At 29.3% G+C, this 25248-nt stretch carries 19 protein-coding genes; 10 read left to right on the top strand and 9 right to left on the bottom strand.

Translation table 11 applies throughout. The features are described 5' to 3' along the window. The first annotated feature begins 4 nt into the window (after positions 1-4). The 8 genes from ACY2RW_RS03445 to ACY2RW_RS03410 all read left to right on the top strand — a co-directional run bounded on the left by ACY2RW_RS03445 (position 5) and on the right by ACY2RW_RS03410 (position 8972). Positions 5-319 carry an FtsB family cell division protein gene (locus ACY2RW_RS03445; RefSeq protein WP_490121306.1) on the top strand — a complete coding sequence of 105 codons (315 nt, stop codon included), beginning with the start codon at positions 5-7 and terminating at the stop codon, positions 317-319. Then, on the top strand, positions 319-1674 hold the full coding sequence (locus tag ACY2RW_RS03440) for a methylmalonyl-CoA mutase subunit beta (protein ID WP_490121305.1): 1356 nt from the start codon (positions 319-321) through the stop codon (positions 1672-1674). Before ACY2RW_RS03445 ends, ACY2RW_RS03440 begins: the two co-directional genes overlap by 1 nt. Positions 1675-1685: 11 nt before the next feature. Further along, a complete protein-coding gene (locus tag ACY2RW_RS03435; protein WP_490121304.1) occupies positions 1686-2021 on the top strand; it encodes a hypothetical protein in 336 nt (111 codons plus the stop codon). Next, positions 2014-4077, top strand: coding sequence for a methylmalonyl-CoA mutase (scpA, locus tag ACY2RW_RS03430; protein ID WP_490121303.1), 2064 nt, complete (start codon positions 2014-2016; stop codon positions 4075-4077). The genes ACY2RW_RS03435 and scpA overlap by 8 nt, the downstream gene beginning before the upstream one ends. A 106-nt stretch (positions 4078-4183) precedes the next feature. Further along, positions 4184-4849: a hypothetical protein gene (locus tag ACY2RW_RS03425; protein ID WP_490121302.1), complete on the top strand. Its 666-nt coding sequence runs from the start codon at positions 4184-4186 to the stop codon at positions 4847-4849. Positions 4850-5078: 229 nt separating this feature from the next. Next, positions 5079-6599 carry a GH3 family acyl-acid amido synthetase gene (locus ACY2RW_RS03420; RefSeq protein ID WP_490121301.1) on the top strand — a complete coding sequence of 507 codons (1521 nt, stop codon included), beginning with the start codon at positions 5079-5081 and terminating at the stop codon, positions 6597-6599. A 332-nt stretch (positions 6600-6931) separates the two neighbouring features. After that, positions 6932-8194 carry a putative DNA modification/repair radical SAM protein gene (locus ACY2RW_RS03415; RefSeq protein WP_490121300.1) on the top strand — a complete coding sequence of 421 codons (1263 nt, stop codon included), beginning with the start codon at positions 6932-6934 and terminating at the stop codon, positions 8192-8194. 1 nt (position 8195) lies between these two features. After that, entirely contained in the window at positions 8196-8972 is a 777-nt protein-coding gene (locus tag ACY2RW_RS03410) for a TIGR03915 family putative DNA repair protein (protein ID WP_490121299.1), read from the top strand. On the opposite strand, the gene ACY2RW_RS03405 is transcribed toward ACY2RW_RS03410, so the two are convergent. Further along, positions 8967-10682 (bottom strand): FAD/NAD(P)-binding protein, encoded by a 1716-nt coding sequence (locus ACY2RW_RS03405; RefSeq protein WP_490121298.1) that lies wholly within the window; start codon positions 10680-10682, stop codon positions 8967-8969. The genes ACY2RW_RS03410 and ACY2RW_RS03405 overlap by 6 nt on opposite strands. Positions 10683-10689: 7 nt before the next feature. Then, on the bottom strand, positions 10690-11256 hold the full coding sequence (locus ACY2RW_RS03400; protein WP_490121297.1) for a hypothetical protein: 567 nt from the start codon (positions 11254-11256) through the stop codon (positions 10690-10692). 110 nt (positions 11257-11366) lie between these two features. Between ACY2RW_RS03400 and ACY2RW_RS03395 the strand changes: the two genes are divergently transcribed. After that, complete coding sequence (locus tag ACY2RW_RS03395; protein WP_490121296.1) at positions 11367-14516, top strand: cytochrome c biogenesis protein; 3150 nt, start codon at positions 11367-11369, stop codon at positions 14514-14516. A 71-nt stretch (positions 14517-14587) separates the two neighbouring features. Continuing rightward, a complete protein-coding gene (locus ACY2RW_RS03390; RefSeq protein ID WP_490121295.1) occupies positions 14588-15103 on the top strand; it encodes a DUF2892 domain-containing protein in 516 nt (171 codons plus the stop codon). Between the two features lie 74 nt (positions 15104-15177). Here the strand turns inward: ACY2RW_RS03390 and ACY2RW_RS03385 are convergent, their stop codons facing one another. The 7 genes from ACY2RW_RS03385 to porU all read right to left on the bottom strand — a co-directional run bounded on the left by ACY2RW_RS03385 (position 15178) and on the right by porU (position 25151). After that, the gene (locus ACY2RW_RS03385; RefSeq protein WP_490121294.1) at positions 15178-16812 is read right to left on the bottom strand and encodes a LysM peptidoglycan-binding domain-containing protein; all 1635 of its coding nucleotides are present in this window, start codon (positions 16810-16812) and stop codon (positions 15178-15180) included. A 5-nt stretch (positions 16813-16817) separates the two neighbouring features. Continuing rightward, a complete protein-coding gene (gene guaA, locus ACY2RW_RS03380; protein ID WP_490121293.1) occupies positions 16818-18353 on the bottom strand; it encodes a glutamine-hydrolyzing GMP synthase in 1536 nt (511 codons plus the stop codon). Between the two features lie 98 nt (positions 18354-18451). Continuing rightward, the gene (locus tag ACY2RW_RS03375; protein ID WP_490121292.1) at positions 18452-19516 is read right to left on the bottom strand and encodes a 3-oxoacyl-ACP synthase III family protein; all 1065 of its coding nucleotides are present in this window, start codon (positions 19514-19516) and stop codon (positions 18452-18454) included. A gap of 119 nt (positions 19517-19635) precedes the next feature. Beyond that, positions 19636-20019 (bottom strand): group III truncated hemoglobin, encoded by a 384-nt coding sequence (locus ACY2RW_RS03370; protein WP_490121291.1) that lies wholly within the window; start codon positions 20017-20019, stop codon positions 19636-19638. After that, a complete protein-coding gene (gene cdd / locus ACY2RW_RS03365) occupies positions 20020-20502 on the bottom strand; it encodes a cytidine deaminase (RefSeq protein ID WP_490121290.1) in 483 nt (160 codons plus the stop codon). Between the two features lie 81 nt (positions 20503-20583). Then, complete coding sequence (gene porV, locus ACY2RW_RS03360; protein WP_490121289.1) at positions 20584-21711, bottom strand: type IX secretion system outer membrane channel protein PorV; 1128 nt, start codon at positions 21709-21711, stop codon at positions 20584-20586. 41 nt (positions 21712-21752) lie between these two features. Then, positions 21753-25151 carry a type IX secretion system sortase PorU gene (porU, locus tag ACY2RW_RS03355; RefSeq protein ID WP_490121288.1) on the bottom strand — a complete coding sequence of 1133 codons (3399 nt, stop codon included), beginning with the start codon at positions 25149-25151 and terminating at the stop codon, positions 21753-21755. Positions 25152-25248: the final 97 nt, after the last annotated feature.

Genomic DNA, 25248 nt, shown 5'->3' with positions numbered 1-25248 from the left:
GTTTATGACGTTTAAAAAATTTAAAAAGAATAAAATAGTTCGTTTATTTACAAACACCTATGTTATAATTTTAACTTTTTTTATAATTTGGATGCTGTTCTTTGACCAAAACACTTTTCTTAATTACAAATTAGGAAAAGAAATAAAAGAACTAGAGTCTACAATAAAATTCTATGAAAAGAAGAACAAAGAAAATAATAGCTTAATAAACAAACTCAAAGACTCTCTTCAACTAGAAAAATTTGCAAGAGAAAAGTATTTGATGAAAAAAGAAAATGAAGACATATATATCATAGAATTTGATACTATAAAAAAATAATGAAAACATCTCTATTTGACAATTTTGATAAGATTACACCAAATGCCTGGAAACAAAAAATTCAAGTAGATTTAAAAGGTGCAGACTATAATGATACACTTCTTTGGAAAAATAATGAAGGAATTGTTGTAAGGCCTTTCTATACAAAAGAAGACAGAACAAATCATAAAATACAAACTTCAGAAAAAGAATTTAATATTTGTCAGTCAGTTTTTATTGATGACGAAAAAATTGCAAACTCTCTTGCGTTAGATGCGTTAAAAAAAGGAGCTAATGCAATCCAATTTAAAGCAGATAAAAAATTTAATTACAAATTACTTTTAAAAAAAGTAGACTTAAAAACTACAATTCTATATTTTAATTTTTCCTTTTTAAATGCTGATTTTCAAATAGAATTATCAAAATATATCAACTCAGAAAAAACCTTTTTTCAAACAGATATTATCGGACATTTAGCAGAAACTGGAAATTGGTTTTCAAATTTAAATTTAGATCACCAAAAATTAGAATCTATCGTAAAAAACACTAATAATTGTATTTCAGTTTCTTTAGATTTATATCAAAATGCTGGAGCAAACAGTACACAACAATTGGCTTATACTTTGGCACATGCCAACGAATATTTAAATCATTTTGGAGCAGAAGTTGCCTCTAAAATCCATTTTACTTTTGCTGTTGGTGGAAATTATTTTTTCGAAATTGCTAAATTAAGAGCTTTCAGGCTTTTATGGTCTTCATTGCTTGATGTATATAGTATTAGCAATTTAGAAGCGCATATTTTCACAAAACCAAGTTTGCGTAACAAAACACTATATGATTACAATGTAAACATGCTAAGAACCACAACAGAGTGTATGAGTGCTATTTTAGGAGGCACAAATACCATTGCTAATGTTTCTTATGATACAATCTATCAAAAATCAAACGAATTTGGAGAGCGTATTTCAAGAAATCAACTGTTAATTTTACAACAAGAAAGTGGTTTTAAAAATGCAAGCCAAATTGCAGAAGGCTCCTATTATATAGAATCTTTAACAGAGCAGCTTGCAGAAAAAGCACTCGTTGTTTTTAAACAAATAGAAAAAAGTGGTGGATTTTTAAAACAGTTAAAAGAAGGAGTAATACAAAAAAAAATAAAAGAAAACGATAGCAAAGACAAAGAGCTTTTTTACAAAAAAGAACTACTACTTTTAGGTTCTAATTTACAACAAAACCCAAAAGATAAAATGCAGCATAACATACAATTGTATCCTTTTGTAAAGCAAAGAAATATAAAAACATTAGTTGTCCCCATAAATAAAAATCGAATTTCTGAATCTTCTGAAAAAGAACGATTAGATAATGAGATTCTTTAAGACCTGTGAGAATGAAAAAAAATAAAGAAATAGCAAGCCTTCAGCAAAAACAAAAGGAAGTAAAAAAAGAAATTGTAAGTATTAAAAAAAAGCTCCCAACTTATATTATTGGTTTTATTCTATTTACAATTATCTCACTTTACTTTTTAGAAGACAAATTTCACTCTTCTTTTGGAAACATTGTAAACTTTATAATAGCAGGTGTAATTATATGTGGTACAATATGTTTATTTTATATTTATAAAAGTTACTCAAGAATTAGCAAAAAGAAAATTGAGTCTAAAAATATTGGCACGAAGTTGTACAATATGATGAAGTTAGAAGAAGAAGACATAGATAATGACTAGAAAAAATACGCAACATATAAAAATTAAAAAAAATACATCTCAAGTAAAAAAATCATTTAATCATGAAGGTTTTGTTGCAGGAATCGCTCCAAATTTAAGAGGTCCATATAGTACAATGTACGTAAGAAGACCTTGGACAATTAGGCAATATGCTGGTTTTTCTACAGCAGAAGAAAGTAATGCTTTTTACAGAAGAAATCTAGAAGCAGGTCAAAAAGGATTGTCTGTTGCATTTGATTTAGCAACTCATAGAGGCTACGATTCTGACCATGAACGTGTGCAAGGAGATGTTGGTAAAGCAGGTGTTGCCATAGATTCTGTAGAAGACATGAAGGTATTGTTTAATCAAATTCCTTTAGATAAAATGTCGGTTTCTATGACTATGAATGGAGCAGTTTTACCCATTTTAGCATTTTATATTGTGGCTGCTGAAGAACAAGGAGTTGCACCAGAATTACTCTCTGGAACCATACAAAACGATATTTTAAAGGAGTTTATGGTACGTAACACGTATATCTACCCTCCTTCTCCATCCATGCAAATTATTGCAGATATTTTTAAATATACTAGCAAAAATATGCCAAAATTCAATTCGATTTCTATTTCTGGCTATCACATGCAAGAAGCTGGAGCAACTGCAGAAATTGAGTTGGCTTATACTTTAGCTGATGGTTTAGAATATATTAGAAAAGGAATTGAAGCAGGAATGGATATTGATGCTTTTGCACCAAGATTGTCATTTTTCTGGGCAATTGGTATGGATCATTTTACTGAAATTGCAAAATTAAGAGCAGCAAGAATGTTATGGGCAAAAATTGTAAAGCAATTCAATCCAAAAAATCCAAAATCTTTGGCTTTAAGAACACATTGTCAAACAAGTGGATGGTCCTTAACAGAACAAGATCCTTTTAATAATGTTGCCAGAACTACAATAGAAGCTATGGCTGCTGCATTTGGAGGCACACAAAGTCTACATACAAATGCACTAGATGAAGCCATTGCACTACCTACAGATTTTTCTGCAAGAATTGCAAGAAATACACAAATTTATCTGCAGCAAGAAACACATATTACCAAAACTGTAGATCCTTGGGCTGGAAGTTATCATGTAGAAGAATTAACAGAAGAAATTGCAAACAAGGCTTGGAAACTAATTAATGAAGTAGAAGATTTAGGGGGAATGACAAAAGCCATTGAAAAAGGAATCCCAAAATTAAGAATAGAAGAAGCTGCTGCAATTAAACAAGCTAGAATAGATAGTGGACAAGATGTTATTGTTGGTGTTAATAAATATCAATTAGAAAAAGAAGATCCGCTTCATATTTTAGAAGTAGATAATGAAGCTGTAAGAAAATCTCAAATTGAACGTTTAGAGAAGTTAAAATCTGAAAGAAATACACAAGAAGTTAAAAAATCTTTAGTAGCTTTAACCAATGCTGCAAAATCTAAAGAAGGAAATTTACTTGATTTAGCTGTAAAAGCAGCTAGAAATAGAGCCACATTAGGTGAAATTTCTGATGCTTTAGAAATTATTTTTGGCAGACATAAAGCCGTAACTAAAACCATTTCTGGTGTGTATAGTAAAGAAATAAAAAACGATAAACTCTTTAAAAAAGCAACAAAACTAGCAGATAAATTTGCAGAATTAGAAGGTAGACGTCCAAGAATTATGATTGCCAAACTCGGGCAAGATGGTCATGACAGAGGTGCAAAAGTGGTAGCAACTGGTTATGCAGATTTAGGTTTTGATGTAGATATAGGTCCTTTATTTCAAACTCCACAAGAAGCCACAAAACAAGCTGTAGAAAACGATGTACATATTTTAGGAATTTCTTCTTTGGCTGCTGGTCACAAAACTTTAGTCCCGCAAGTTATTGCTGAATTAAAAAAATACGGACGAGAAGATATTATGGTTATTGTAGGTGGTGTAATTCCTGCACAAGACTATCAATTTTTATTTGATGCAGGTGCAGTTGGTGTTTTTGGTCCAGGAACTAAAATTGCACAAGCAGCTATAGATTTACTAACTATTCTGATAGATAGTGTCGTAGAGTAATTTAGTTTGTTTCTAAAATTATTTTTAAGTAACTTTTACTAACTTCGTATATAATTAATTTATACTCGGTTATATACGAGAATACGCTGGCAGTAATAAAACTCAAATGAATAAAGATCACTTAAAGAATAGAATAGATTTCCTACTAAATCAAGGACAAAAAGTATTGCAGACAAAACGATATTATGAAATGTTTGGTGATGCTGTAGATTCAGGATTACAAATGGGATTTAGAACTGCTTCATTATCATTCATATCTAATCTATATGGAGAAGATCATCCATATTATAAGAATTTCAATACTCAAGTTCAAGGTGATGGATTAGATAAAACCAAAATAGGAATTAATATACTACTAGCAATTAAAAGTGAAATAGAAAATGATTGGTTGATTTCATTAAAACAATTAGTCTCGTCTGAAATTTTTGCAGACTTTTTAGATATGAGTAAACATTTACTTGACCATAAATATAAAGATCCAGCTGCAGTAATGATTGGCTCAACTTTAGAGGAACATTTGAGACTCTTGTGTAGAAATTATTCTGTTCCAATAGAATTTGAGAAAGCTGGAAATTTAATACCTAAAAAAGCGAACTTATTAAATGCTGAACTTGTAAAAGTGGATGCTTACGGAATTTTAGAGCAAAAAAATGTTACAGCTTGGCTTGATTTGAGAAATAGAGCTGCTCACGGAAAATATGATGAATACAAAATTGAGCAAGTAAATCTTATGTATCAAGGTGTTTTGAATTTTATAATGACACATAAATAATTATTACTACCAACACAATGTAAAAAAAATCTAGTAAAAGCCTACTTACTGAAGTCTCGCGGACTTTCTATCTGTGATTTATTTGCTAATTTCAGTGCTTAACCACACAAGAAACCATATACAAAAACATTAGCAAAAACCTCATTATTTCTTAATCGCATCAACCAAAAAATCATTCGAGTTAAAATAATAATTTATCTCAAGCCATCTTTGTGTAAAAATACAACCAATGGCAATTTTAGGAAATATTATAAAAGGAATTATCAATTTAACAGATACCATTTCTTCAGAAACAAATCATATAGAAGCACAAGAAAAAGTTTTAAAAAACTTGTTGGAAACTGCTAAAGAAACTCAATTTGGAGAAAAATATCAATTTGAAAAGATTTTAAATTCAGAATCTATTCAAAAAACATTTTCAGATAAAGTCCCTTATTTCGATTATAATAGTATCGATAAAGAATGGTGGCACAAATTACACAATGGAGAAGAAAATGTGACTTGGCCTGGAAATCCCTCCTATTTTGCATTGAGTTCTGGAACCACAGGAAAATCGAGCAAAAGAATCCCTGTAACAGACGAAATGATTAATGCCATAAAAAGCTCTGGTATTAAACAAGTTACATCTCTAAGTAATTTCGATTTACCTGCAGATTTCTTCGAGAAAGATATTATGATGTTAGGAAGCTCTACAGATTTAGAAGAAAAAAACGACCATTTAGAAGGTGAAATTAGCGGAATTAGTGCCAGCAACATCCCTTTTTGGTTTAAAGGATATTACAAACCAGGAGAAGAAATTGCAAAAATAGAAGATTGGGATGAACGAGTACAACACATTGCAGAAAATGCCAAAACTTGGGATATTGGTGCATTAAGTGGCATTCCTGCTTGGATAGAGTTAATGTTACAGAAGGTTATAGAACATCATAATTTAGAAAACATACACGAAATTTGGCCAAACCTACAAGTGTATACTTCTGGAGGTGTTGCTTTTGGGCCTTATGAAAAAAGTTTCAAAGCACTTTTAGGAAAACCAGTTACAGTAATAGATACCTATTTAGCTTCAGAAGGTTACATTGCAACACAAGTTCGCCCAGAAACAGACGCTATGCAATTAAATACCGAAAACGGAATTTACTTCGAGTTTGTACCTATGAATCCCGATTTTATAAATGAAGATGGTTCTTTAAAACAAAACGCACCTGCTTATACTTTACAAGAAGTAGAACCAAACAAAGATTATATCTTAATTATAAGTACAGTTTCTGGTGCTTGGCGTTATTTAATTGGAGATACGATTGCTTTTACAGATGTAGAAAGAGCCGAAATAAAAATTACAGGACGTACCAAATTCTTTTTAAACACAGTAGGTTCGCAATTATCTGTTAATAAAATGGATGATGCTATTAAAAGTTTAGAAGAAAAATTCGATACATTAATCCCAGAATATACAATATGTGCAAAACGTTTTGAAGATGGCGAATTTTATCATTCTTGGTATTTAGGAACCGATTTAAAAAAAGACGAAGAAGAAGTGGCAACTGCTTTAGATAACTTTTTAAAAGAGGCTAATAAAAATTACAAAGTTGCCAGAAGTAAAGCTTTAAAAGGTGTTAAAGTACAATTAATTCCTGTAGAAAAATTTCACGAATGGAGTGATAAAAACAAGAAAAAAGGCGGACAAGTAAAAATGGAACGTGTTATGAAAGAAGATAAATTTGCAGAGTGGGAAGAATTTGTGAATAGCTAGTTTTATTTTAAAAATTTTTATTTGGGCGTTTTAACGGGCTTTCCATTATATCTTTTTATGCTGAATTTAGTTCAGCATCTGTTCTTTCAAAAAAACAATCGAATTTAAAAGCTACTAATCTCCATTAAACTAAGCATAAAAAGGATGCCATTTCAATCCCTAACGCACTCACTCAAAACCATAAAATAACAATTTTTAGAATTAAAAAATATTGCTTTTTGAGAAGTGTTAAATGTTATTTTTCAGTCAAGAAATACTGTAATAATTTCGTAACTTACATTACTTTTTCTTCAAAAAAAAATTAACAAAAAAACATTACATATCAATAACTTATGTCTTTTGACAGAACTTTAGAAAAGCTAAAAATATTAGCAGACGCTGCTAAATATGATGTTTCTTGTTCCTCAAGTGGAAGCAAAAGAGCCAATACAAATAAAGGTCTGGGAAATGCTACAGGAATAGGAATTTGTCATTCGTATACAGAAGATGGTAGGTGTGTTTCTTTGTTGAAAATATTGCTAACAAATTATTGTATTTTTGATTGTGCTTATTGTGTTACTAGAAAAAGTAATGATGTAAAAAGAGCCGCTTTTAAAGTACAAGAGGTAGTAGATTTAACCATCAATTTTTACCGAAGAAATTATATAGAAGGCTTGTTTTTAAGTTCTGGTATTTTTAAAAGTGCAGATTATACTATGGAACGTTTGGTGGCTGTTGCCAAAAAACTGCGTTTAGAAGAAAATTTTAATGGCTATATTCATTTAAAATCCATTCCTGGAGCATCAGACGAATTAATGCGTGAAGCAGGTTTGTATGCAGACAGGTTAAGTGTAAACATAGAAATCCCAACAAAATCTGGTTTAAAACTTTTAGCTCCCGATAAAAATTTTGATGATTTTATAAAACCTATGAACAAGGTTAAAGAAGAAATCATTCAATATAAGTCAGAAAAGAAAATTATAAAAAGTACACCAAAATATGCTCCTGCAGGTCAAAGCACACAAATGATTGTAGGGGCAAGTGGCGAAAATGATTTTCAGATTTTAAAAACATCAGAACATTTTTATAAAAATTATAATTTAAAACGCGTTTATTTTTCGGGTTATGTTCCTATTAGTTATGACAATCGTTTGCCCAATATTGGTAGTGAAGTGTCTATGTTGCGTGAAAATAGGCTGTATCAATCAGATTGGTTGACGCGTTTTTATGGTTTTCAAACCAATGAAATTGTAAACTTAAATCATCAAAATTTAGATTTAGACATCGACCCAAAATTAAGTTGGGCTCTTAGAAATTTACATGAATTCCCTATAGATGTAAACAAGGCAAGCAAAAGAATGTTGGCTAGAATTCCTGGAGTGGGCATGAAATCTGTAGGTAAAATATTAATGGCAAGAAAATACAGAAAATTGAATTGGGATCATTTAAAGAAAATAGGAATTGCTTTTAATAGAGCTCAATATTTTTTAGTGTGTGATAGCAATCTTTTTGAAAGAAGAGATTTATCCGCAGAAAAATTAAAAGCACTTATTTTAAGAAATTCTTCCAGTAAATATGATAAATTGTTAAGTCCGCAATTGAATTTGTTTTCTTAAAATGAAAGAAAAAAATTTAATTTATGACGGTTCTTTTGATGGTTTTTTAAGCTGCATTTTCTATATTTTCGACTATAAATTAGAAAAATTTACAATTCAGAATACATTTTTAGTACAAGAGAATATTTTTTCGGAAAACGAAAATATACCTACCATCAAAGATAATGCAGACCGAGTTTGGAAAGGATTGAAGAAAAAAACTACATCTTTAACCTGCTCCAGAATTTATTATGCTTTTTTAAGTGAAATAATAGGTATAGAAAATATTTTAGCAAACTACATTATTTATATTTTTAAAAGTTTACTAAATGTTGAAAACGATTTTACACATTCTAGTATTTTAAAAACTTCGCAAATAGCAAAAAATGTTAGTAGAGAAAAGCACAGAATGGAAGCTTTTGTAAGATTTAAACTCACTAAAGACAATATTTACTTTGCAAATATAGAGCCAGATTTTAATGTATTACCACTTATTTCTAAACATTTTAAAAGTAGATATGCAGACCAAAAATGGATAATATATGATATAAAAAGAGGTTATGGCTTATTTTATGATTTACATCAGTTAGAAATTATACACCTGGATTTTCCTAAAAATTTCGACTTTTCTAAAACAGATTCTAATTTTTTCGCGGAAGAAGAATTCGATTTCCAAAAGCTTTGGCAAGATTACTTTAGTGCCACAAACATTAAAGAACGTAAAAACATGAAACTACATGTTAGGCACGTTCCTAAACGTTATTGGAAATATTTAAGTGAGAAACAACCAAAGTTATAGCCTACTTACACAACCTTTTGCCCAATCTTTAATTCTTGGTCCAAAACACTCTAAAATTGCATCTACGCCAATTACGCTTCCTTTTGCCAATCTTCCTAAAACTGCAATATTCGCAATTTTATCTTCATTAGAATTTAAAATAATGCCGTCTTTTTGAGTATGCACACCTAATTTAGAATGTATAGGGTTTATTAAATTGTCTTTTAGTAAATTCTGTATTAAGGGAGAGGTTACTTCCAATAATTTTGGTGAGCTCAATACACTATTTATAATACCATGTATTTTTATAGATTGGTTTTCTTTTTTAAACTCCCAACCATCATTTATAAATAAAATATTGGGGTTATTTACAAATCTAAAATCAAGAATATCTGCTTCTGCCAAAGCAATTAATTGATGCATGCTTTCTACTGGTGGCCCATAAGAATAGCGTTTCATTTTTTCATCAAATGCTATTATATTGGCAATAATTTCTTCATCTATAGCTGTGTGTGAAAACGCTTTATATAAGGTAGGTTGACAATGCCTAATCACTTGACCTAAACAATAATCTAAAGTAATTTGTACATCTCCACAAGCCATGCTAGCAAAAGATTTTATAATTTCTAAAGTCTCAATATTTGTAGGTTGTATTGTTTGGTGAGTGTAAGAATTGTCTTTCAACCATTTTTCAGAAATCGTTTTAATAGCTTCTTTAGAGAATTTACCTGATTTTTTATTTTTTAAACAACAATAAACATCTGCACCAATATCTGCAATTGTTTCAATAAATAAATCAATAGGGTTTGTTATTTTCTCTCCTTTTGCAATTGCTGTAATTGTGTTTTCAATTTTTTGTAATTGTATTTTAGAAACTTTAAATTGATTATCTAAATCTATATTCAAAGGTTTGGGTACAATTGGTAAACCATCTAAAGAATAAGGAACTATTTTTTTAGGAATAGTATTATTACTTTTAAATTCTACCCTGTTTTTATCAATATTTACTGTTTTAAATTCACCATTTTTACCAATAGTTAATGCTCTTACAGCATCTATCATAGCTAAACCCAAACCACGAATTGCAATGGTTTTATCAGTCGTATCAAAAGAATCTTTTACAATATTTTCTGTTGGGTAAGTTTCTTCTAAAACAACACAATTATTCTCGAAAGATTGTGTTCTAAACGTTACAATATCTTCATCAATTTTTGTAGGTTGATGACCAATAGTAAGCACAACCTCATCAAAATTAAAAACCTGATTATTTAAATTTTTTAGCTTTATTTTATCATTTTTTAGTGTAATTTCTGTGATGTGTGATTTTTGAACAGTAAGTAAATCTATATCAACTAAAAACTGAACAATACTTTGACTTCTCTCGTTTAAATATTTTCCAATTTTATTTCTTGGCGGAAATGTATCTACATCATTTCTAACACTATAATTTTCTGTATTCCATTGATGGTAAGAAGGAAAAGCGATTAATTTTTTACCTCTAATAATTATTTCTTTTCTGCCTTGTAATTTTTGTAAACCTCTCTCAGAGATATTAACCCAATTAAAATCTGGTTGTTTTGTATGCCAAACAAAACTTGTTCCTAACTCTTTTCTTGCCTCAAAAATGGTAATAGAAAATTTTTTTAAATTTTCTTTTTGTATTGCTTCGCAAAAACACTCTAAAGCATACAAACCTCTTGGACCAAAACCAACAATTGCAATATTCTTCATATTTTTCTTAACCTATAACTTCTTTTAACTTATCTCTATCTTCAATTAAAACCATAATTTCTTCAGGAGATAAATAATAACGTTTAATTCGTTTTTTATATGTTTCTGAGATGTCTGCGTTATTTAAAATAAAGTCTTTCGTTTTTAAAATATAATATTCCATTTTATGTTCAATAGCATATTTATCTGCGGTTTGCTCTGCTTCTATAATATGATTATCAAAAAGAAGATACTTAATTCCAAACCAAATTAAATTGAGTTTACTTCTTTTTTGATAGTCCATAATATGCCCTAATTCATGACCAATCCATCCAATAAAAATATCTGAAGGAATATCTCTTGTAGAGAATTCTTTATTGGCAATTTTAAATTTTTCGCTAATTAAAATTTGGTAACTCCTATGTTTTCTAGTTTTAAAAAAACTATCAAATGTAGGCTGAGCTTGCATAGTAGATTTTTTAATGTTCTTTTTAAATTTAAAAACAATCTTACAATGTTTTAACTCAGGGTAGTAAGAAAGTGCTTTTTCTACTTCTGTTTTTATAGATTTAGGAATAACATGAAATTCTGGCATATATATTTTTTTGTTTTAATAATTTTAACACCTAAATATACCGCTCTTTACAAGATTATTTGTGCTATTATACTTAAATTTGTAACTCTTTTAAAACGCACTTTTTTCAGATGAAAAAAATATTTAACTTTCTCTATTCTACACGTTTAATGGCATTTTTGTTTATTCTTTTTGCAACTGCAATGGGAGTAGCCACTTTTATTGAAAACGATTTTGGTACACAAACTTCTAAAGCACTTATTTACAATGCTTGGTGGTTTGAGTTGATTATGGTTTTCTTTGTTATAAATTTCTTTGGAAACATTTTTAGATACAGATTGTATAGAAAAGAAAAGTGGCCAGTTTTAATGTTTCATGCTGCGTTTTTATTCATTTTAGTTGGTGCTGGTGTTACACGTTATATTGGTTATGAAGGATTAATGCTTATTAATGAGGGAGAAACTACCAACCAATTTTTATCGGAAACAACTTATTTAAATGCGATTGTAGATAATGGAAAGGTTCAAAAACCAGAAATAAATAAACCTTTATTACTTTCTGCTTGGGGTAAAAATTCTTGGTCTTATGCAGATAATTTTAAAACTGGTGATATAGAACAAGATTTTAGTTTTGAATTGGTAGACTACATACCATGGGCTGAAAAAAAATTAGTCGCAGATGAAAACGGAATTGAGCATCTATTTTTAGTAGAATCTTCTAGTGGAAACAGACATGAACATTATATAAAATCTGGAACTGTACAAAATATTCATAATATTTTAGTTGGTTATAATACAAAAGATAAAAATGCATCTATCAACATTTTTAAAAGAAACGACTCTTTAAAAATTAGCACAAAATCTGATGGTGTTTATCAAGTAATGGCATCTAGAAAAGAAGGAACTATTACCAAAGATAGTATACAAGCTTTTAATTTACGTGCTTTGTATAATGTTGCTGGTTTGCCATTTGTAGTACCTCAATACCCAAGTAAAGGAGTTATGAAAACTGTTTCTGGACCAAAAGATGATAAGAAATTAGATGTTATTGTTGTTGATGTAAAAAGTAATGGAGATACTAAAAGAGTAGAATTAACAGGTGGTAAATTTAACTCTCAAGGCTCTAAACAAATAGAAGTAGGAGGTTTAAATTTTAGAATGTTATATGGTGCAAAAATTTTAGAAACTCCTTTTTCTATAAAACTAAATGATTTTCAATTAGAAAAATATCCAGGTTCTGAAAACGCAGCTTCTTATGCAAGTGAAGTAACTGTAATAGACCCTAAAGAAACGTTTGATTATCGTATTTATATGAATCATATTTTAGATCATAAAGGGTATAAATTTTTCCAATCTAGTTACGATTTATCTGGTCCAACAGAAGAAACACATTTATCTGTAAACCATGATTTTTTAGGAACTTTTTTAACCTATTTAGGATATTCTCTTCTATATACAGGACTAATTTGCATCTTATTTGCCAAAAACACACGTTTTGATGATTTAAAAAAAGGACTGAAAAAAATCAGAAAAAAGAAATTAACAATGTCTGTTGTAGCAGCATTATTTCTTTCTAGCTTTAGTTTTGCACAGCACAACAATCATTTACCAAATAAAATTACAGACCAACAAGTAGATTCTATTTTACAAGCCAATTTAGTAGATGCCAATCATGCAGAAAATTTTAATAGATTAATTATACAAGATGCTGGAGGAAGAATGAAACCTGCACATACTTTTGCATCTGAATTGGTTAGAAAAGTAAGTAATACCAATAGCTTTAAAAACTTAGAGTCTAGCCAAGTTTTATTATCTATTATAGAAAACCCTAGACTTTGGTTTGAAGTGCCTATAGTGTATTTAGAAAAAGGTAATACAGAAATTAGAGAAATTTTGGGAGTTGCTAAAGATGCAAAATATGCACGTTTATCAGATTTTTATGATACTAGAGGAGCTTCTAAAATAGATAGTTACATTGCAGAAGCACAAAAGAAAAACATACAGAGTAAATTTGAAAAAGATGTAGTAAAAATAGGGAGAAGAATTTGGTTGTTTTCTGGGGCTTTAAGTGGAAGTGTTTTACGCATCTACCCTATTCCTAATGATGAAAATAATACTTGGGTTTCGCAATTAGAGTTAAATGCCTCTAAAAAATTGATTAAAACTGCAGATTCTGCTTATGTTCCTAAATTGTTGCCTCTTTACATTCAACTTTTGCAAAGTGCTAAAAAAACAAATGATTATACTAAAGCCAACCAGATTTTAGATGGAATTAAAAAATATCAAAAGAAATATGGTGCTGCAGTTTATCCATCAGAAGATAAAATAGATTTAGAAATTGCTTATAATAAAATTCAGCCATTTTCTAAATTGGCAATGTATTATGGCATTTTAAGTTTTTTCCTAATTGTATTTGTTTTTTTTAAAATATTTTCCACTAAAAAATGGGTAAATATTACTGTAAAAACGCTTATCGGAATTGCAGGTATTTTATTTCTGCTTCAAACAACAGGTCTTGGAATGCGTTGGTATATTAGTGGTAATGCTCCTTGGAGTAATGCTTATGAAGCTATTAATTATGTTGCTTGGTCTTTAATGCTTTTTGGATTGGCTTTTGGTAGAAAATCTGAATTAACAGTAGGAGCCACCACATTTTTAACTGCAATTATTTTAGCATTTGCACATCAAAATTGGTTAGATCCAGAGATTGCAAATTTACAACCTGTGTTAAATTCTTGGTGGATGTTGGTTCATGTTTCTATTATTGTAGCTAGTTATGGTCCTTTTGCTTTAGGAATGATTTTAGGTGTATTTGCTTTATTTCTAATGGTTTTTACCAATGATAAAAACAAAGAAAAAATGGAAATTAATATTAAAGAAATTACAATTATTAATGAAATGGCTTTAACCATTGGTTTAATAATGCTAACTATAGGTAACTTTCTTGGTGGAATGTGGGCAAATGAAAGTTGGGGACGTTATTGGGGTTGGGACCCCAAAGAAACTTGGGCTTTAATTTCTATTATGGTTTGCGCTTTTGTTTTACACATGCGTTTAATTCCTGGTTTAAGAGGTAGATTTACTTTTAATCTTTGGTCTATTATTGCTTTCTACTCTATTATGATGACATTTTTTGGCGTAAATTTTTACTTATCTGGCTTACATTCTTATGCAAGTGGTGATAGAGTAATTACCCCAAGTTCTGTTTACTACTCTATAGGTTTTCTTGTAATTTTAGGAACCTTAGCGCATTTTAAAAATCAAAAATATTATAAAAAGTAATGTATGCCTCAATAGGTATTTTCATATTAAAATGTATTTTTGCACTTCATTATAAATAAAGAAAAACAACTATGTTTCATAAAAATATAAAATTAGCATTAGCAGTCTTAATTACAGGTTGGGCAATATTTCAATTTAGTCAAGGAAATATAATGAATGGAATTTCTATCTTACTTTTAGCTGGAATTTTTGTGTTATTGTATTTTAAAAACGAGTTTATTTTAATGGCTTTTTTACAATTGCGTAAGCAAAATTTTGAGGGCACAAAAAAATGGTTAGGATATATAAAAAATCCTGAAGCTGCTTTAACTGTAAAACAACAAGGTTATTACAACTACTTACATGGTATTATTTTAAGTCAAACAAACATTACACAATCAGAAAAATATTTGCGAAAAGCTGTAAAGTTGGGCTTATCTATGGATCATGATTTAGCAATGGCTAAATTACAATTAGCTGGAATAGCAATGACCAAAAGACGTAAACGTGAAGCTACAAATTTAATGGCAGAAGCTAAAAAATTAGATAAACATGGGATGTTAAAAGAGCAAATGCAAATGATGAAACAACAAATGAAAAAGATTTAATTTTTCGTTTTAATTCACAAAAAAAATCCGATGAAAAATTATTTCATCGGATTTTTTTTATGTCTCGTTTAAAACTACTTAATTCTTGTTAAAGTTAAATCTGGATTGTACCTAATGATAAACAATCCTTTATTTTCAGTAATTTTAAATATTTTATCTGTATAGTCAAACTTACTTTCTAATCTATAAGAATATCCTTCATCAAAAGTAGATTTTAAAGATTTTCCTGATGCCAATCGCATTAAAATATCGTAAGTAACATCAAATCCTTTTGTAGCGTAAAAAGAAGGTAAAGCTCCGTTTTTCTCTAAATATTTTTGGTTAAATACTTTTGCTTTGTAAGAATCTTCTCTAATATATTCATCACTTACATACGTAAATCCAATCTTTGCTAATTTTAAATTATCAATTTTGTTGTAGGCACTTACTCTATCAAAAGTAAAAACACTTACTGTAACGTCTTCAGGCAAACTAATTAGACTATTAATTGCGCTTGCAACAATTACATTATCATCAGTTGTCATGATTACAATATTATTGAAATTAGGTTTTAGTGCATCTGTAATTTTTTCTCTTTTAATGTATCCTTTTTCTGGAATAACTACTGTTACATTATTAATAGAGTCATGAGATTCTAAAATATTTTCTACTTGCTTAGAGTTGAAATTTGAATCGCTTTTACCATCACCAATTACAATAATATTTCCATCATGAAAATTCTCTTCAATATAATCCAATAGTTTTTTTCGAAACAATTTTTTATTGGGTGATGTCTTTACAATTCTTCTAGAAGAAAATTCTGATTGTCTTTTAGAATATACAGGAAACACAACAGGTACCTTTACCTTATCTGCCAAAAACTGCACTTCTTCAGAATACAGTGGCCCAATAATTACATCGTTATCATTTAAATTATTGTTTGCAACAATATCTTTTATTTTTGTACTATTATCTCCAGTATCATAAACATCTAAATTAATTTCTATACCTTGATCTCTAAGAGAATCGATTGCAATTTCTGCTCCCATGTAAAAATCTGTAACAATATTTGCCAACCTACTTTTTGAAAAGATTTTTTGAGCGCTTAAACTGTCTAAATTATTGGCTCTAAATGGCAACATTAAAGCAGCTTTTATAGAAATACCTTCTTCTATTTCATCTTTATATAAAAAATCATCTTCTTCAAAAACTTCTTCTATGGGTACTATTTTTATAATTTGATTTAGTTTTAACCCTTCAGAGAGTTCTGGGTTTAGAGCAATCAACTCATCTTTAGTAACATTATAAAAACGAGTAAGTCTAAAGAAATTATCTCCTTTTTTTACAATATGAATCTTATATTTTTTCTCTAATTCTTCTATAAGAAGATTTCTTTGTTTTTCTTTTTCTGATATTAATTTGGTGTCAGTGTTGGTTACATCTTCTTTTATTTCTTTTGTATTCTCATCTACAACATTCTTATCAACTACAGATGTATCTGTAGTTTTCATTTTTTTATTTGGGATAACAATTACTGTATTTGCTTCTGGTCTTCTACCAACATCAGGATTCAAACGCAATAAATCCTTTGTTTTCATATCTAATCTCTTAGCTATGGTTCTTATGGTTTCTCCTTCTTTTACTTTATATTGAACGTATTTTTTTTGTTGACCACAAGAAATGGTAAACGTTAAAATACATAGAATAACAAAAAATTTAACGTGTTTCATATACTTTATTCCCATTCTATTGTTGCAGGTGGTTTAGAACTAATATCATATACTACTCTATTTACACCTTTTACATTGTTTATAATTTTATTAGATGTTTTCTGCAAAAATTCATAAGGCAAATTTACCCAATCTGCAGTCATTCCATCTGTACTTTCTACAGCTCTTAATGCAACTACTTTTTCATAAGTTCTTTCATCACCCATCACTCCTACAGAATTTACAGGTAATAACATAGCTCCTGCTTGCCAAACCCTGTCATACAAACCATCTTCTTTTAATCCGTTGATAAAAATAGCATCTACTTCTTGTAAAATTCTTACTTTTTCAGCAGTAATATCTCCCAATATACGAATTCCTAAACCAGGCCCTGGAAAAGGATGACGTCCTAAAAGTTCTGGATCTATTCCCATAGATGCTCCTACTCTTCTAACTTCATCTTTAAAAATCATTTTTAAAGGTTCTACAATTTTTAATTTCATAAAATCTGGCAAACCTCCTACATTATGATGACTTTTAATAGTTGCAGATGGTCCTCCATTTACAGAAACAGACTCAATTACATCTGGATAAATTGTACCTTGTGCTAACCAAGTTACGTCTGTAATTTTGTGAGCTTCATCATCAAAAACCTCTATAAATGCATTCCCAATAGCCTTTCTTTTTTTCTCAGGATCTGTAACTCCTTCTAAAGCTTTTAAAAAACGTGCAGATGCATCTACACCTTTAACGTTTAATCCCATTCCTTCGTATTGAGCTAATACACTTTTGAACTCATTTTTTCTTAAAAGTCCGTTATTAACAAAAATACAATATAAGTTTTCTCCAATTGCTTTGTTTAATAAAACTGCTGCTACAGTAGAATCTACACCTCCAGAAAGCCCTAAAACTACTTTGTCTTTCCCTACTTTTTCTCTAATATCTGCTACAGTACTTTCTACAAAAGAATCTGGAGTCCAAGTTTGTGCAACTCCTGCTATTTTAACTAAAAAATTTTCTAACAGCTGTTTTCCGTCTTTAGAATGGTATACTTCTGGATGAAATTGAATTGCATACGTTTCTTCGCCTTCTATTTTATAGGCAGCATTTTCTACATCTTTTGTACTTGCTAAAAGCGTGCCATTGGTTGGCAATTCTTTAATAGTATCTGAATGACTCATCCAAACTTGACTACCTTCAGAAATATTTTCAAAAAAAGTTTCATTATTTTTTAAATACGATAAATTTGCTCTACCATATTCTCTTGTGTTTGATGGCGCTACTTTTCCACCAGAAAAATGTGCCAAATATTGTGCACCATAACAAACTGCTAAAACAGGTTTTTTTCCTCTAATTTCAGTTAAATCTGGATGTAAAACATTTTCTCCTCTTACAGAATTTGGGCTTCCTGATAGAATTACAGCTTTAAATTCTGATTGATTTTTTGGAGGATGATTATAAGGATGAATTTCACAATAAATGTTTAATTCTCTAACTCTTCTCGCAATTAATTGTGTGTATTGCGAACCGAAATCTAAAATAAGTACGTTGTGTTGTTGCATGCGCAAAAATACTATTTCAGATTAAATTTTAATACTGAAATTCATATTTTTTATCACGAATTAGAATTCGTTAGGTATTGGTAATAATTTGAAGAAATTTAATATTTGTAAACAATAGCATTAATGTTCATTCCTGCACCTACAGAAGCCAAAATAATAACGTCTCCTTTATTTACTTGTTGGTTTTTTATTTTTCCTTTTAAAACTAAATCTAATAAAGTAGGAACTGTAGCAACAGAACTATTACCCAACTTATGAATACTCATAGGCATAATACTTTCTGGAATTGGTTTTTTATATAACCTGTAAAAACGTTTTATAATAGCCTCGTCCATTTTTTCATTGGCTTGATGAATAAATATTTTTTTAACGTCATCTATAGCAACTCCTGTTTTGTCTAAAGCAGTTTTCATTGCTGCTGGTACATTTGTAATAGCAAACTCATAAATTTTACGACCATACATTTTTATATAACGTGTATTCTTATCTTCAGTATTATTAAAAGAACTTCCAAAATGTAAAAAATAAGCTTCTTCTTTTGCAAAAGTTTGTGTTGCATGGCTTAAAATACCAGCATCTTGTGCATCTGTTTTTTCTACAATACATGCTCCAGCTCCATCACTATAAATCATTGAATCTCTATCGTGTTTATCTACAACTCTAGACAATGTTTCTGCGCCAATTACTAAGCATTTTTCTGCAATTCCTGCTTTTATAAAAGCTTGTGCTTGGATTACACCTTCAATCCAACCAGGACAACCAAACAAAATATCGTAAGCCACACAATTAGGGTTTTTAATACCTAATTTTTGTTTAACTCTTGTGGCTATACTTGGCAATACATCACTTTGATTGGTTGTAGACTTTACATCTCCAAAATTATGAGCTACAATTATATAGTTAAGTTCTTCTAAATTTATATTGGCATCTTTAATTGCCTTTTGAGCTGCAAAAAAAGCCAAGTCTGAAGTGGTATAGTTAGGTTTTGCATAACGCCTTTCTTCTATACCTGTAATTGCTTTAAATTTTTCTATAATTACATCGTTTTCCGATGAAAATGTAGAACCATCTTCATTAAGAAAATCGTGATTTAAAAAATCATTATTTGTCTTTATTATTGATGGAATAAATGCTCCTGTACCAGTAATTCTTGAAGATATCATAAATGGTTTGTTTATACCCTAAATGTACGTAAAGATTAAAAATTAAATTTACTATGCATGCATAGTAATGGGAAAGTCAAACCGTAAATAAATAGTGATTTTATTAAAGAATTAAATATTTATTTTTTATAAACATTCATCTTAAGCTGCATTACTGTTGCTATTGAAGTAGCTCTGACTTTCATATTATCAGCAATTTGCCCACTAAAATTAGCATCAATAGATTGAAATAAATACGACATCCAAATGGTAAAATGTTCTTTTTTAAAACTAATAAATTGATTTTTATCTAAATGTTTTTGCATTACATTGCTGTAGTATGTTTTGGTATCAAATAAAATATCATTCCAAAAACTAGTAATACTTTCTAAATGTTCTTCTAAATGATTTTTTGCAACAATATCTTGAAAAAATGGTAACATTATTTTATCATCTAACAATAAATCATAAAACTTAGAAATAATGAGTTTTATGTCTTGGCGTGAAGAAATATCTGTTTTCATTTATAAATAAGAGCTATCAAATGAAAAAGGGAGTAAAGAAAGTAAGGATTCTGTTTTAATAACTTCTCCAACTTCACCCATAAAAATAACAGAAAAAGGTTCTTTTTGGTTGATTTCGAATTCTAATAATGTTTGCCTACAAGCTCCACAAGGTCCTACAGGTTTATCTACTTTAGAAATTGTTGAACTTGCAGTAATTGCTAATTTTTTAATTTTTACACCAGGAAAAGAGGAGCCTGCTTTCCAAATTGCAACTCTTTCTGCACACATACCTGATGGATATGCTGCATTTTCTTGGTTATTTCCTAAGACTATTTCTTTGTTTTCTAGTAATAAAGCTGCTCCCACATTAAATTTAGAATAAGGTGCATAGGCATTTCCTCTAGCTTCTATTGCTTTATGCATCAACATTTTATCATCAGAAGAAAGCTCTGAAATATCTTTATAAAGTGTTGCATTGGCTGAGATTTCGATTTTTCTCATATAAATATTTAAGTCAAAAAAAGCAGCCTTAATTGACTGCTTTTATATAATGTTATAAACTTACTAAAAAAATCTGACTTTTTAAAAATCTTCAAAAACTTCACCTAAATCAAAAGATAATGAAAAACGTAAAGAGTTTTCTAAAGGATTGTTTACATCTGAAGAATTTATTAAATATGATAAATCTATATTTAACGCATTTGTTTTAAAACCTCCTCCTAAAGTAAAGTATTGTCTATTTCCTTTATCTTGACTCTCGTGAAAATAACCTGCTCTTAAAGCAAAGGCATTGTTATATAAATATTCACCACCTAATGCATACGTAAATTCTTTCATTTCTTCACTAAAACCACCTGGAGCATCTCCAAATGAACTAAAAATACCTTCTATCCAACCTTTATTCTCATGAGAACCATCTGGTTGTGGAGTTGGTACTAGCAATTTTGTAAATTCTACAGTAGTAGAAATGGTATTATAATCATCTAAAATAAAATCGAAACCTCCACCAAATTTTAAATTAGTTGGCACAAAATCTTCTTCTCCAGGAGTATAAGATACTTTAGGCCCTAAGTTTGTAATGTTAAAACCTAATCTGTAACGTCCATTAAAATTACCATAATTTTCTTCTAAAGACTGGTAATATCCAGAAACATCTACTGCAAAAGAGTTTATTGGTTGTAAGGTATTTCCTGCTGTACCATTAAATGCTAAATTAGAGCGAATGTATTTTAGACCTATTCCCATAGAAAAAGTTTCGCTTAATTTTAATGCATAGGATCCCGTAAAAACAAATTCGTTAGGATTTATTGTACCATTTGGGTTCCCACTACTATCTGTTAAATCTATTTGACCTAGAGAAAAATACCTGAATTCTGCACCCCAAGCAGCATTTTCATTGAATCGATTCATATAAGAACCACTTCCTATAAAAATATCGTCTGTAAGGTTTCTTAACCAAGGAGAATATGTAATTCCTGTTTTTACCTGTCTATTACTGAATGCCATTTTTGCAGGATTGTGAAAAATAGAAAACGCATCTGCACTTGTAGCAACTCCTATATCTCCCATACCTCCTGATCTAGCATCTGGAACAATTAATAAAAATGGTGTTGCTGTTGTAATTCCTCCTGTATTTTGTGTATTTGTTTGTGCTGATGTTTTAATCGCTACAAAACCACAAAGTAAAAAACATAATATTACTTTCTTCATTTGACTTTTTTATTCTAATTTATTTTACAAATATCTACTTTTTATTGTAGTATTACTAATTTTTCGTATTTCTCTGATATTAAATTACTAATTGTTGATTTTACTTTTAACTTATAAACATAGACTCCTTTTCCTATCTTGTTGCCAAAATCGTCTAAGCCATTCCAAGTAATACTTCTTGCTAAATTACCTGTAGTTTGTACATTTTTATTAATTGTTTTAACCAGTTTACCAGAAACAGTAAACACCTGAATTTGAACCTCTAAAGGCTCATTTGGTTTGTTGTGATTGAACCAAAATTCTGTGTAATTTACAAAAGGATTTGGATAATTTAAAACGTTTTCTAAATTTAAAATAGCATCACTAACAACCACGAAATTTAACGTAGTTTCTGATGAGTTATTGTACGTATCCCAAGCTTTTATTTTTAATGTGTGTGGACCAACTTCTAAATCTCTAAGTTTATAAATAACTTTTCCTTTTGTAAAGTCGTTTAATTCTGTTTGATAGAAATCGTTTAAAATGATTGGGTTTGTAGTATCTCCATCTAAAATACCAACAATATCATGATCTACAGCAGTTATAGAGGTATTTATACCACTAGCATCTGATAAAACCACTATTAAATTAGGTGAAGCATTAGTATTACCACCATCTATAAAAGATTCATCATTCATATACAATTGTACTTCTGGGCCTACATTGTCTATGGGAGCATTTTTGTTAATACCTCCAACAACAATATCAAAATTAGCTCCAGCTTTATCAGATTCGCCATTTTCTGCATAAAAACTTAATTTACCTTTACCATAAGCCACTTTTATATCTTTTGGCACAATAAAATCGAATTTAAAAACACCATTTTCTACAGAAGATTTTCCTCTAAATAGTTTACTATCTTGAGTATCAAAAGTCATTTTAATTCCAAAATTATCATTGTCTAAAGTTTCTTTATCTATAGGTTTGTCAAAAATTGTGGTTGATAAAGAACCATTATAATTGTTTAATACATTGTTTGCATTATCTACAATAACTCCTTCAAAATTAACTTTAGAGAGTGCTTTTAATGTATCTATTTGAGTAGGAATAAAATCTTTACCATTCATTTTTGTAATTTTTACACTTGGTTCTGGAATGGCTAATTTCATTGCAGGATCTCCAAAATGAAAAATAAAAAACTTTTGTGTGCTTGAAGAGTTGTTTTTTGCTTTGACTAAAGATTCTGCAATGGTTAAATCTTCGTTATTAAATTCTAATAAAACACGAATTAATTGTTGGTTAAATAATTGCCCAACGTTAATAAAAACTTCTCTAGTTGTGGTAATCATACTTGCAGCACCACCTTGTTTATTCCATAAAGTTAACTCACCTGCTGTAATTCTATTGGGATTATCAAATCTTGAAAAATCGCAAGTAACTGTTATTAATAAAGGTAATGTGTTTGCATTATTAAAAGATTGTATTTGTGGTTTGTCTAAGATTTTTTCTGAAGCAAAACCATCTTCTCCTCCATGACCAAAATAATCAAAAACTAAAGTACCTTTTTCGATAGCATTATTAATGGCTTGATTTACATCTGGATAACGTTCTCCTCCTGAAGAATTTTGTTGTACAAATGCATCTATATAAATTTTATTTACATTAAAAATAGGTTTTTGATTTTTGATTTCATCAGAAATTGTTTCTATTCCTTGTTGCAGAATTTCTTCTCCTGCCTCATCTATATCATCTGCTAGCATTGTTATTGTATTTCTCCAATCTCCAATGCTATTTTTACTGTAATAGGATAAAATTTTATCTACAACATCTTTTGCTTGAGAAACTGTAGAAACAGGAATTCTACTAGAAGCAACATCTATGGTATGATTACTTAGCATTGTACCTTCATTGGCATCTAACATCACAAAATAATCATCTGTCACATAAGAAGATGCTAAATTGAAACTATTTGTAGATAATTTTACAGGAACTATATTGTTATTACCAGTAATTCTATCTTTATAATCATAAGAAGCATCACCAAAAAAACAAATGTATTTTAACTTTTTATCTGGTGATGTATTGGTGCTGTATACATGTTTAACAAAATCTCTAATCCCAGTAATATCTTTAGAACCTGAAGAAAACTCGTTATAAATAGCATCTAACATAACTACTTTTGTTGTTAAGTTAGAGTTTGTTTGATGATAGTCTGCTAATCTTTGAGCCTGATTAGATAGTTCTGGAATGGTTACAATTAAATAATTTACGTTTTGAATTCCGTGTAAATTTTGATTTACCACTTTCGCATTTTGAATGCTTTTAGGGATATAAAAATCTGTTTGCCCTATAACAATGTATTCTTTTAAGTTTGATCCACCAGCTTTAAAAGTAAAGTTAGGTCCTGTATCTTGATTTACAATCGTTTTTGGATTTATATAATCAGATACATCCCAAATTTGAAAAATATTATTTGCATTTCTTATTTGATATTCTACAATGCCTGTAGCATCAAACTGTTCAAAACTTCTAAAAGAAAATTGTTTATTCTCTGCAATTAGCTCTTTTTTACCAACAATTTCTATGTAATCTAAAAATGTATTTGCAGAAGGATTTCCTCCATTATCATATTCTAAACTTATTGCTATTGAATTTGAACTGTTTTGAATGTTAGCTACCCTTTCTGATGTATTTGCTTTAGTTAATGATGCAGGATTTACTCCGAAAAAATTTAAATCAAATATACTTTGTCCATTTACTTTTACATTTAATACAGAAGATACAACAGAATTAGAAACACCTCTAACTCTTACAGAAATATCTTCTCCAACAACTGCATTCGGAAATGGAATTACAAAATCTTGTTTGTTTTCTATATTTAAATCTGTATTGTAAAACCACTGAGTTCCTGCTGCTATTAAGTTTCTTTCTTCTTTTTCTATAAAAGTAAAATCATCAAACTTTGTAATTTGTGTTGTTGCATTTGTTGTAATAGAACTAGCAGGTTCTATTCTTTTACCATCATTATTATCTACCTTAATAAAATAATAAGATTCGTCAGAGTAAATATTTTGTCTGTGTCTCGCTGTTTTTTGAGACGGATTAACTGCCCAATCATGAGGCCCTTTCCCATAGAAAAGTATAAAATCGTTATTATTAAAAACGCCATCATCTTCACCTTCTATATAAATAGCATTCTCTTGCAAGTCTTCATATCTAAAATCACTATTTAACTCAGGTAATAACTGCCCACCATTTCCGTAAATATGAATTTTTTTTGGGTTTAAGTTATTGGTAGAAACTCCTATTTGTTGTAAAAGATTTTTATCTATCTTAAACACTCCTGTTGTATCAATAGAAAACTTATACCAATCTCCTTCTGCAAGAACAGATGTTGTTACTTGCGCTATAAATTGCTGTGATAAAAAACTAAAAAAAAGTAAAAAAAAATGTCTTTTCATAATCGTATTCAAATAACGCAAATAATTTATAGATATTTTAGTACTTGTGTAGATAAATTATACTAAATTTAAATTGTAATCGTTTGAATACATATAA

Source organism: Polaribacter sp. 2305UL8-11, assembly GCF_058147165.1.
The sequence above is the reverse complement of the archived record's forward strand: the minus strand, read 5'-3'. Positions and strand labels throughout refer to the sequence as shown.

Excerpts from the sequence above, each read along its gene's own strand:
- ACY2RW_RS03445 (WP_490121306.1), top strand. The coding sequence starts at position 5 with ATGACGTTTAAAAAATTTAAAAAGAATAAAATAGTTCGTTTATTTACA.
- ACY2RW_RS03440 (WP_490121305.1), top strand. The coding sequence starts at position 319 with ATGAAAACATCTCTATTTGACAATTTTGATAAGATTACACCAAATGCC.
- ACY2RW_RS03435 (WP_490121304.1), top strand. The coding sequence starts at position 1,686 with ATGAAAAAAAATAAAGAAATAGCAAGCCTTCAGCAAAAACAAAAGGAA.
- scpA (WP_490121303.1), top strand. The coding sequence starts at position 2,014 with ATGACTAGAAAAAATACGCAACATATAAAAATTAAAAAAAATACATCT.
- ACY2RW_RS03425 (WP_490121302.1), top strand. The coding sequence starts at position 4,184 with ATGAATAAAGATCACTTAAAGAATAGAATAGATTTCCTACTAAATCAA.
- ACY2RW_RS03420 (WP_490121301.1), top strand. The coding sequence starts at position 5,079 with ATGGCAATTTTAGGAAATATTATAAAAGGAATTATCAATTTAACAGAT.
- ACY2RW_RS03415 (WP_490121300.1), top strand. The coding sequence starts at position 6,932 with ATGTCTTTTGACAGAACTTTAGAAAAGCTAAAAATATTAGCAGACGCT.
- ACY2RW_RS03410 (WP_490121299.1), top strand. The coding sequence starts at position 8,196 with ATGAAAGAAAAAAATTTAATTTATGACGGTTCTTTTGATGGTTTTTTA.
- ACY2RW_RS03405 (WP_490121298.1), bottom strand. The coding sequence starts at position 10,682 with ATGAAGAATATTGCAATTGTTGGTTTTGGTCCAAGAGGTTTGTATGCT.
- ACY2RW_RS03400 (WP_490121297.1), bottom strand. The coding sequence starts at position 11,256 with ATGCCAGAATTTCATGTTATTCCTAAATCTATAAAAACAGAAGTAGAA.
- ACY2RW_RS03395 (WP_490121296.1), top strand. The coding sequence starts at position 11,367 with ATGAAAAAAATATTTAACTTTCTCTATTCTACACGTTTAATGGCATTT.
- ACY2RW_RS03390 (WP_490121295.1), top strand. The coding sequence starts at position 14,588 with ATGTTTCATAAAAATATAAAATTAGCATTAGCAGTCTTAATTACAGGT.
- ACY2RW_RS03385 (WP_490121294.1), bottom strand. The coding sequence starts at position 16,812 with ATGAAACACGTTAAATTTTTTGTTATTCTATGTATTTTAACGTTTACC.
- guaA (WP_490121293.1), bottom strand. The coding sequence starts at position 18,353 with ATGCAACAACACAACGTACTTATTTTAGATTTCGGTTCGCAATACACA.
- ACY2RW_RS03375 (WP_490121292.1), bottom strand. The coding sequence starts at position 19,516 with ATGATATCTTCAAGAATTACTGGTACAGGAGCATTTATTCCATCAATA.
- ACY2RW_RS03370 (WP_490121291.1), bottom strand. The coding sequence starts at position 20,019 with ATGAAAACAGATATTTCTTCACGCCAAGACATAAAACTCATTATTTCT.
- cdd (WP_490121290.1), bottom strand. The coding sequence starts at position 20,502 with ATGAGAAAAATCGAAATCTCAGCCAATGCAACACTTTATAAAGATATT.
- porV (WP_490121289.1), bottom strand. The coding sequence starts at position 21,711 with ATGAAGAAAGTAATATTATGTTTTTTACTTTGTGGTTTTGTAGCGATT.
- porU (WP_490121288.1), bottom strand. The coding sequence starts at position 25,151 with ATGAAAAGACATTTTTTTTTACTTTTTTTTAGTTTTTTATCACAGCAA.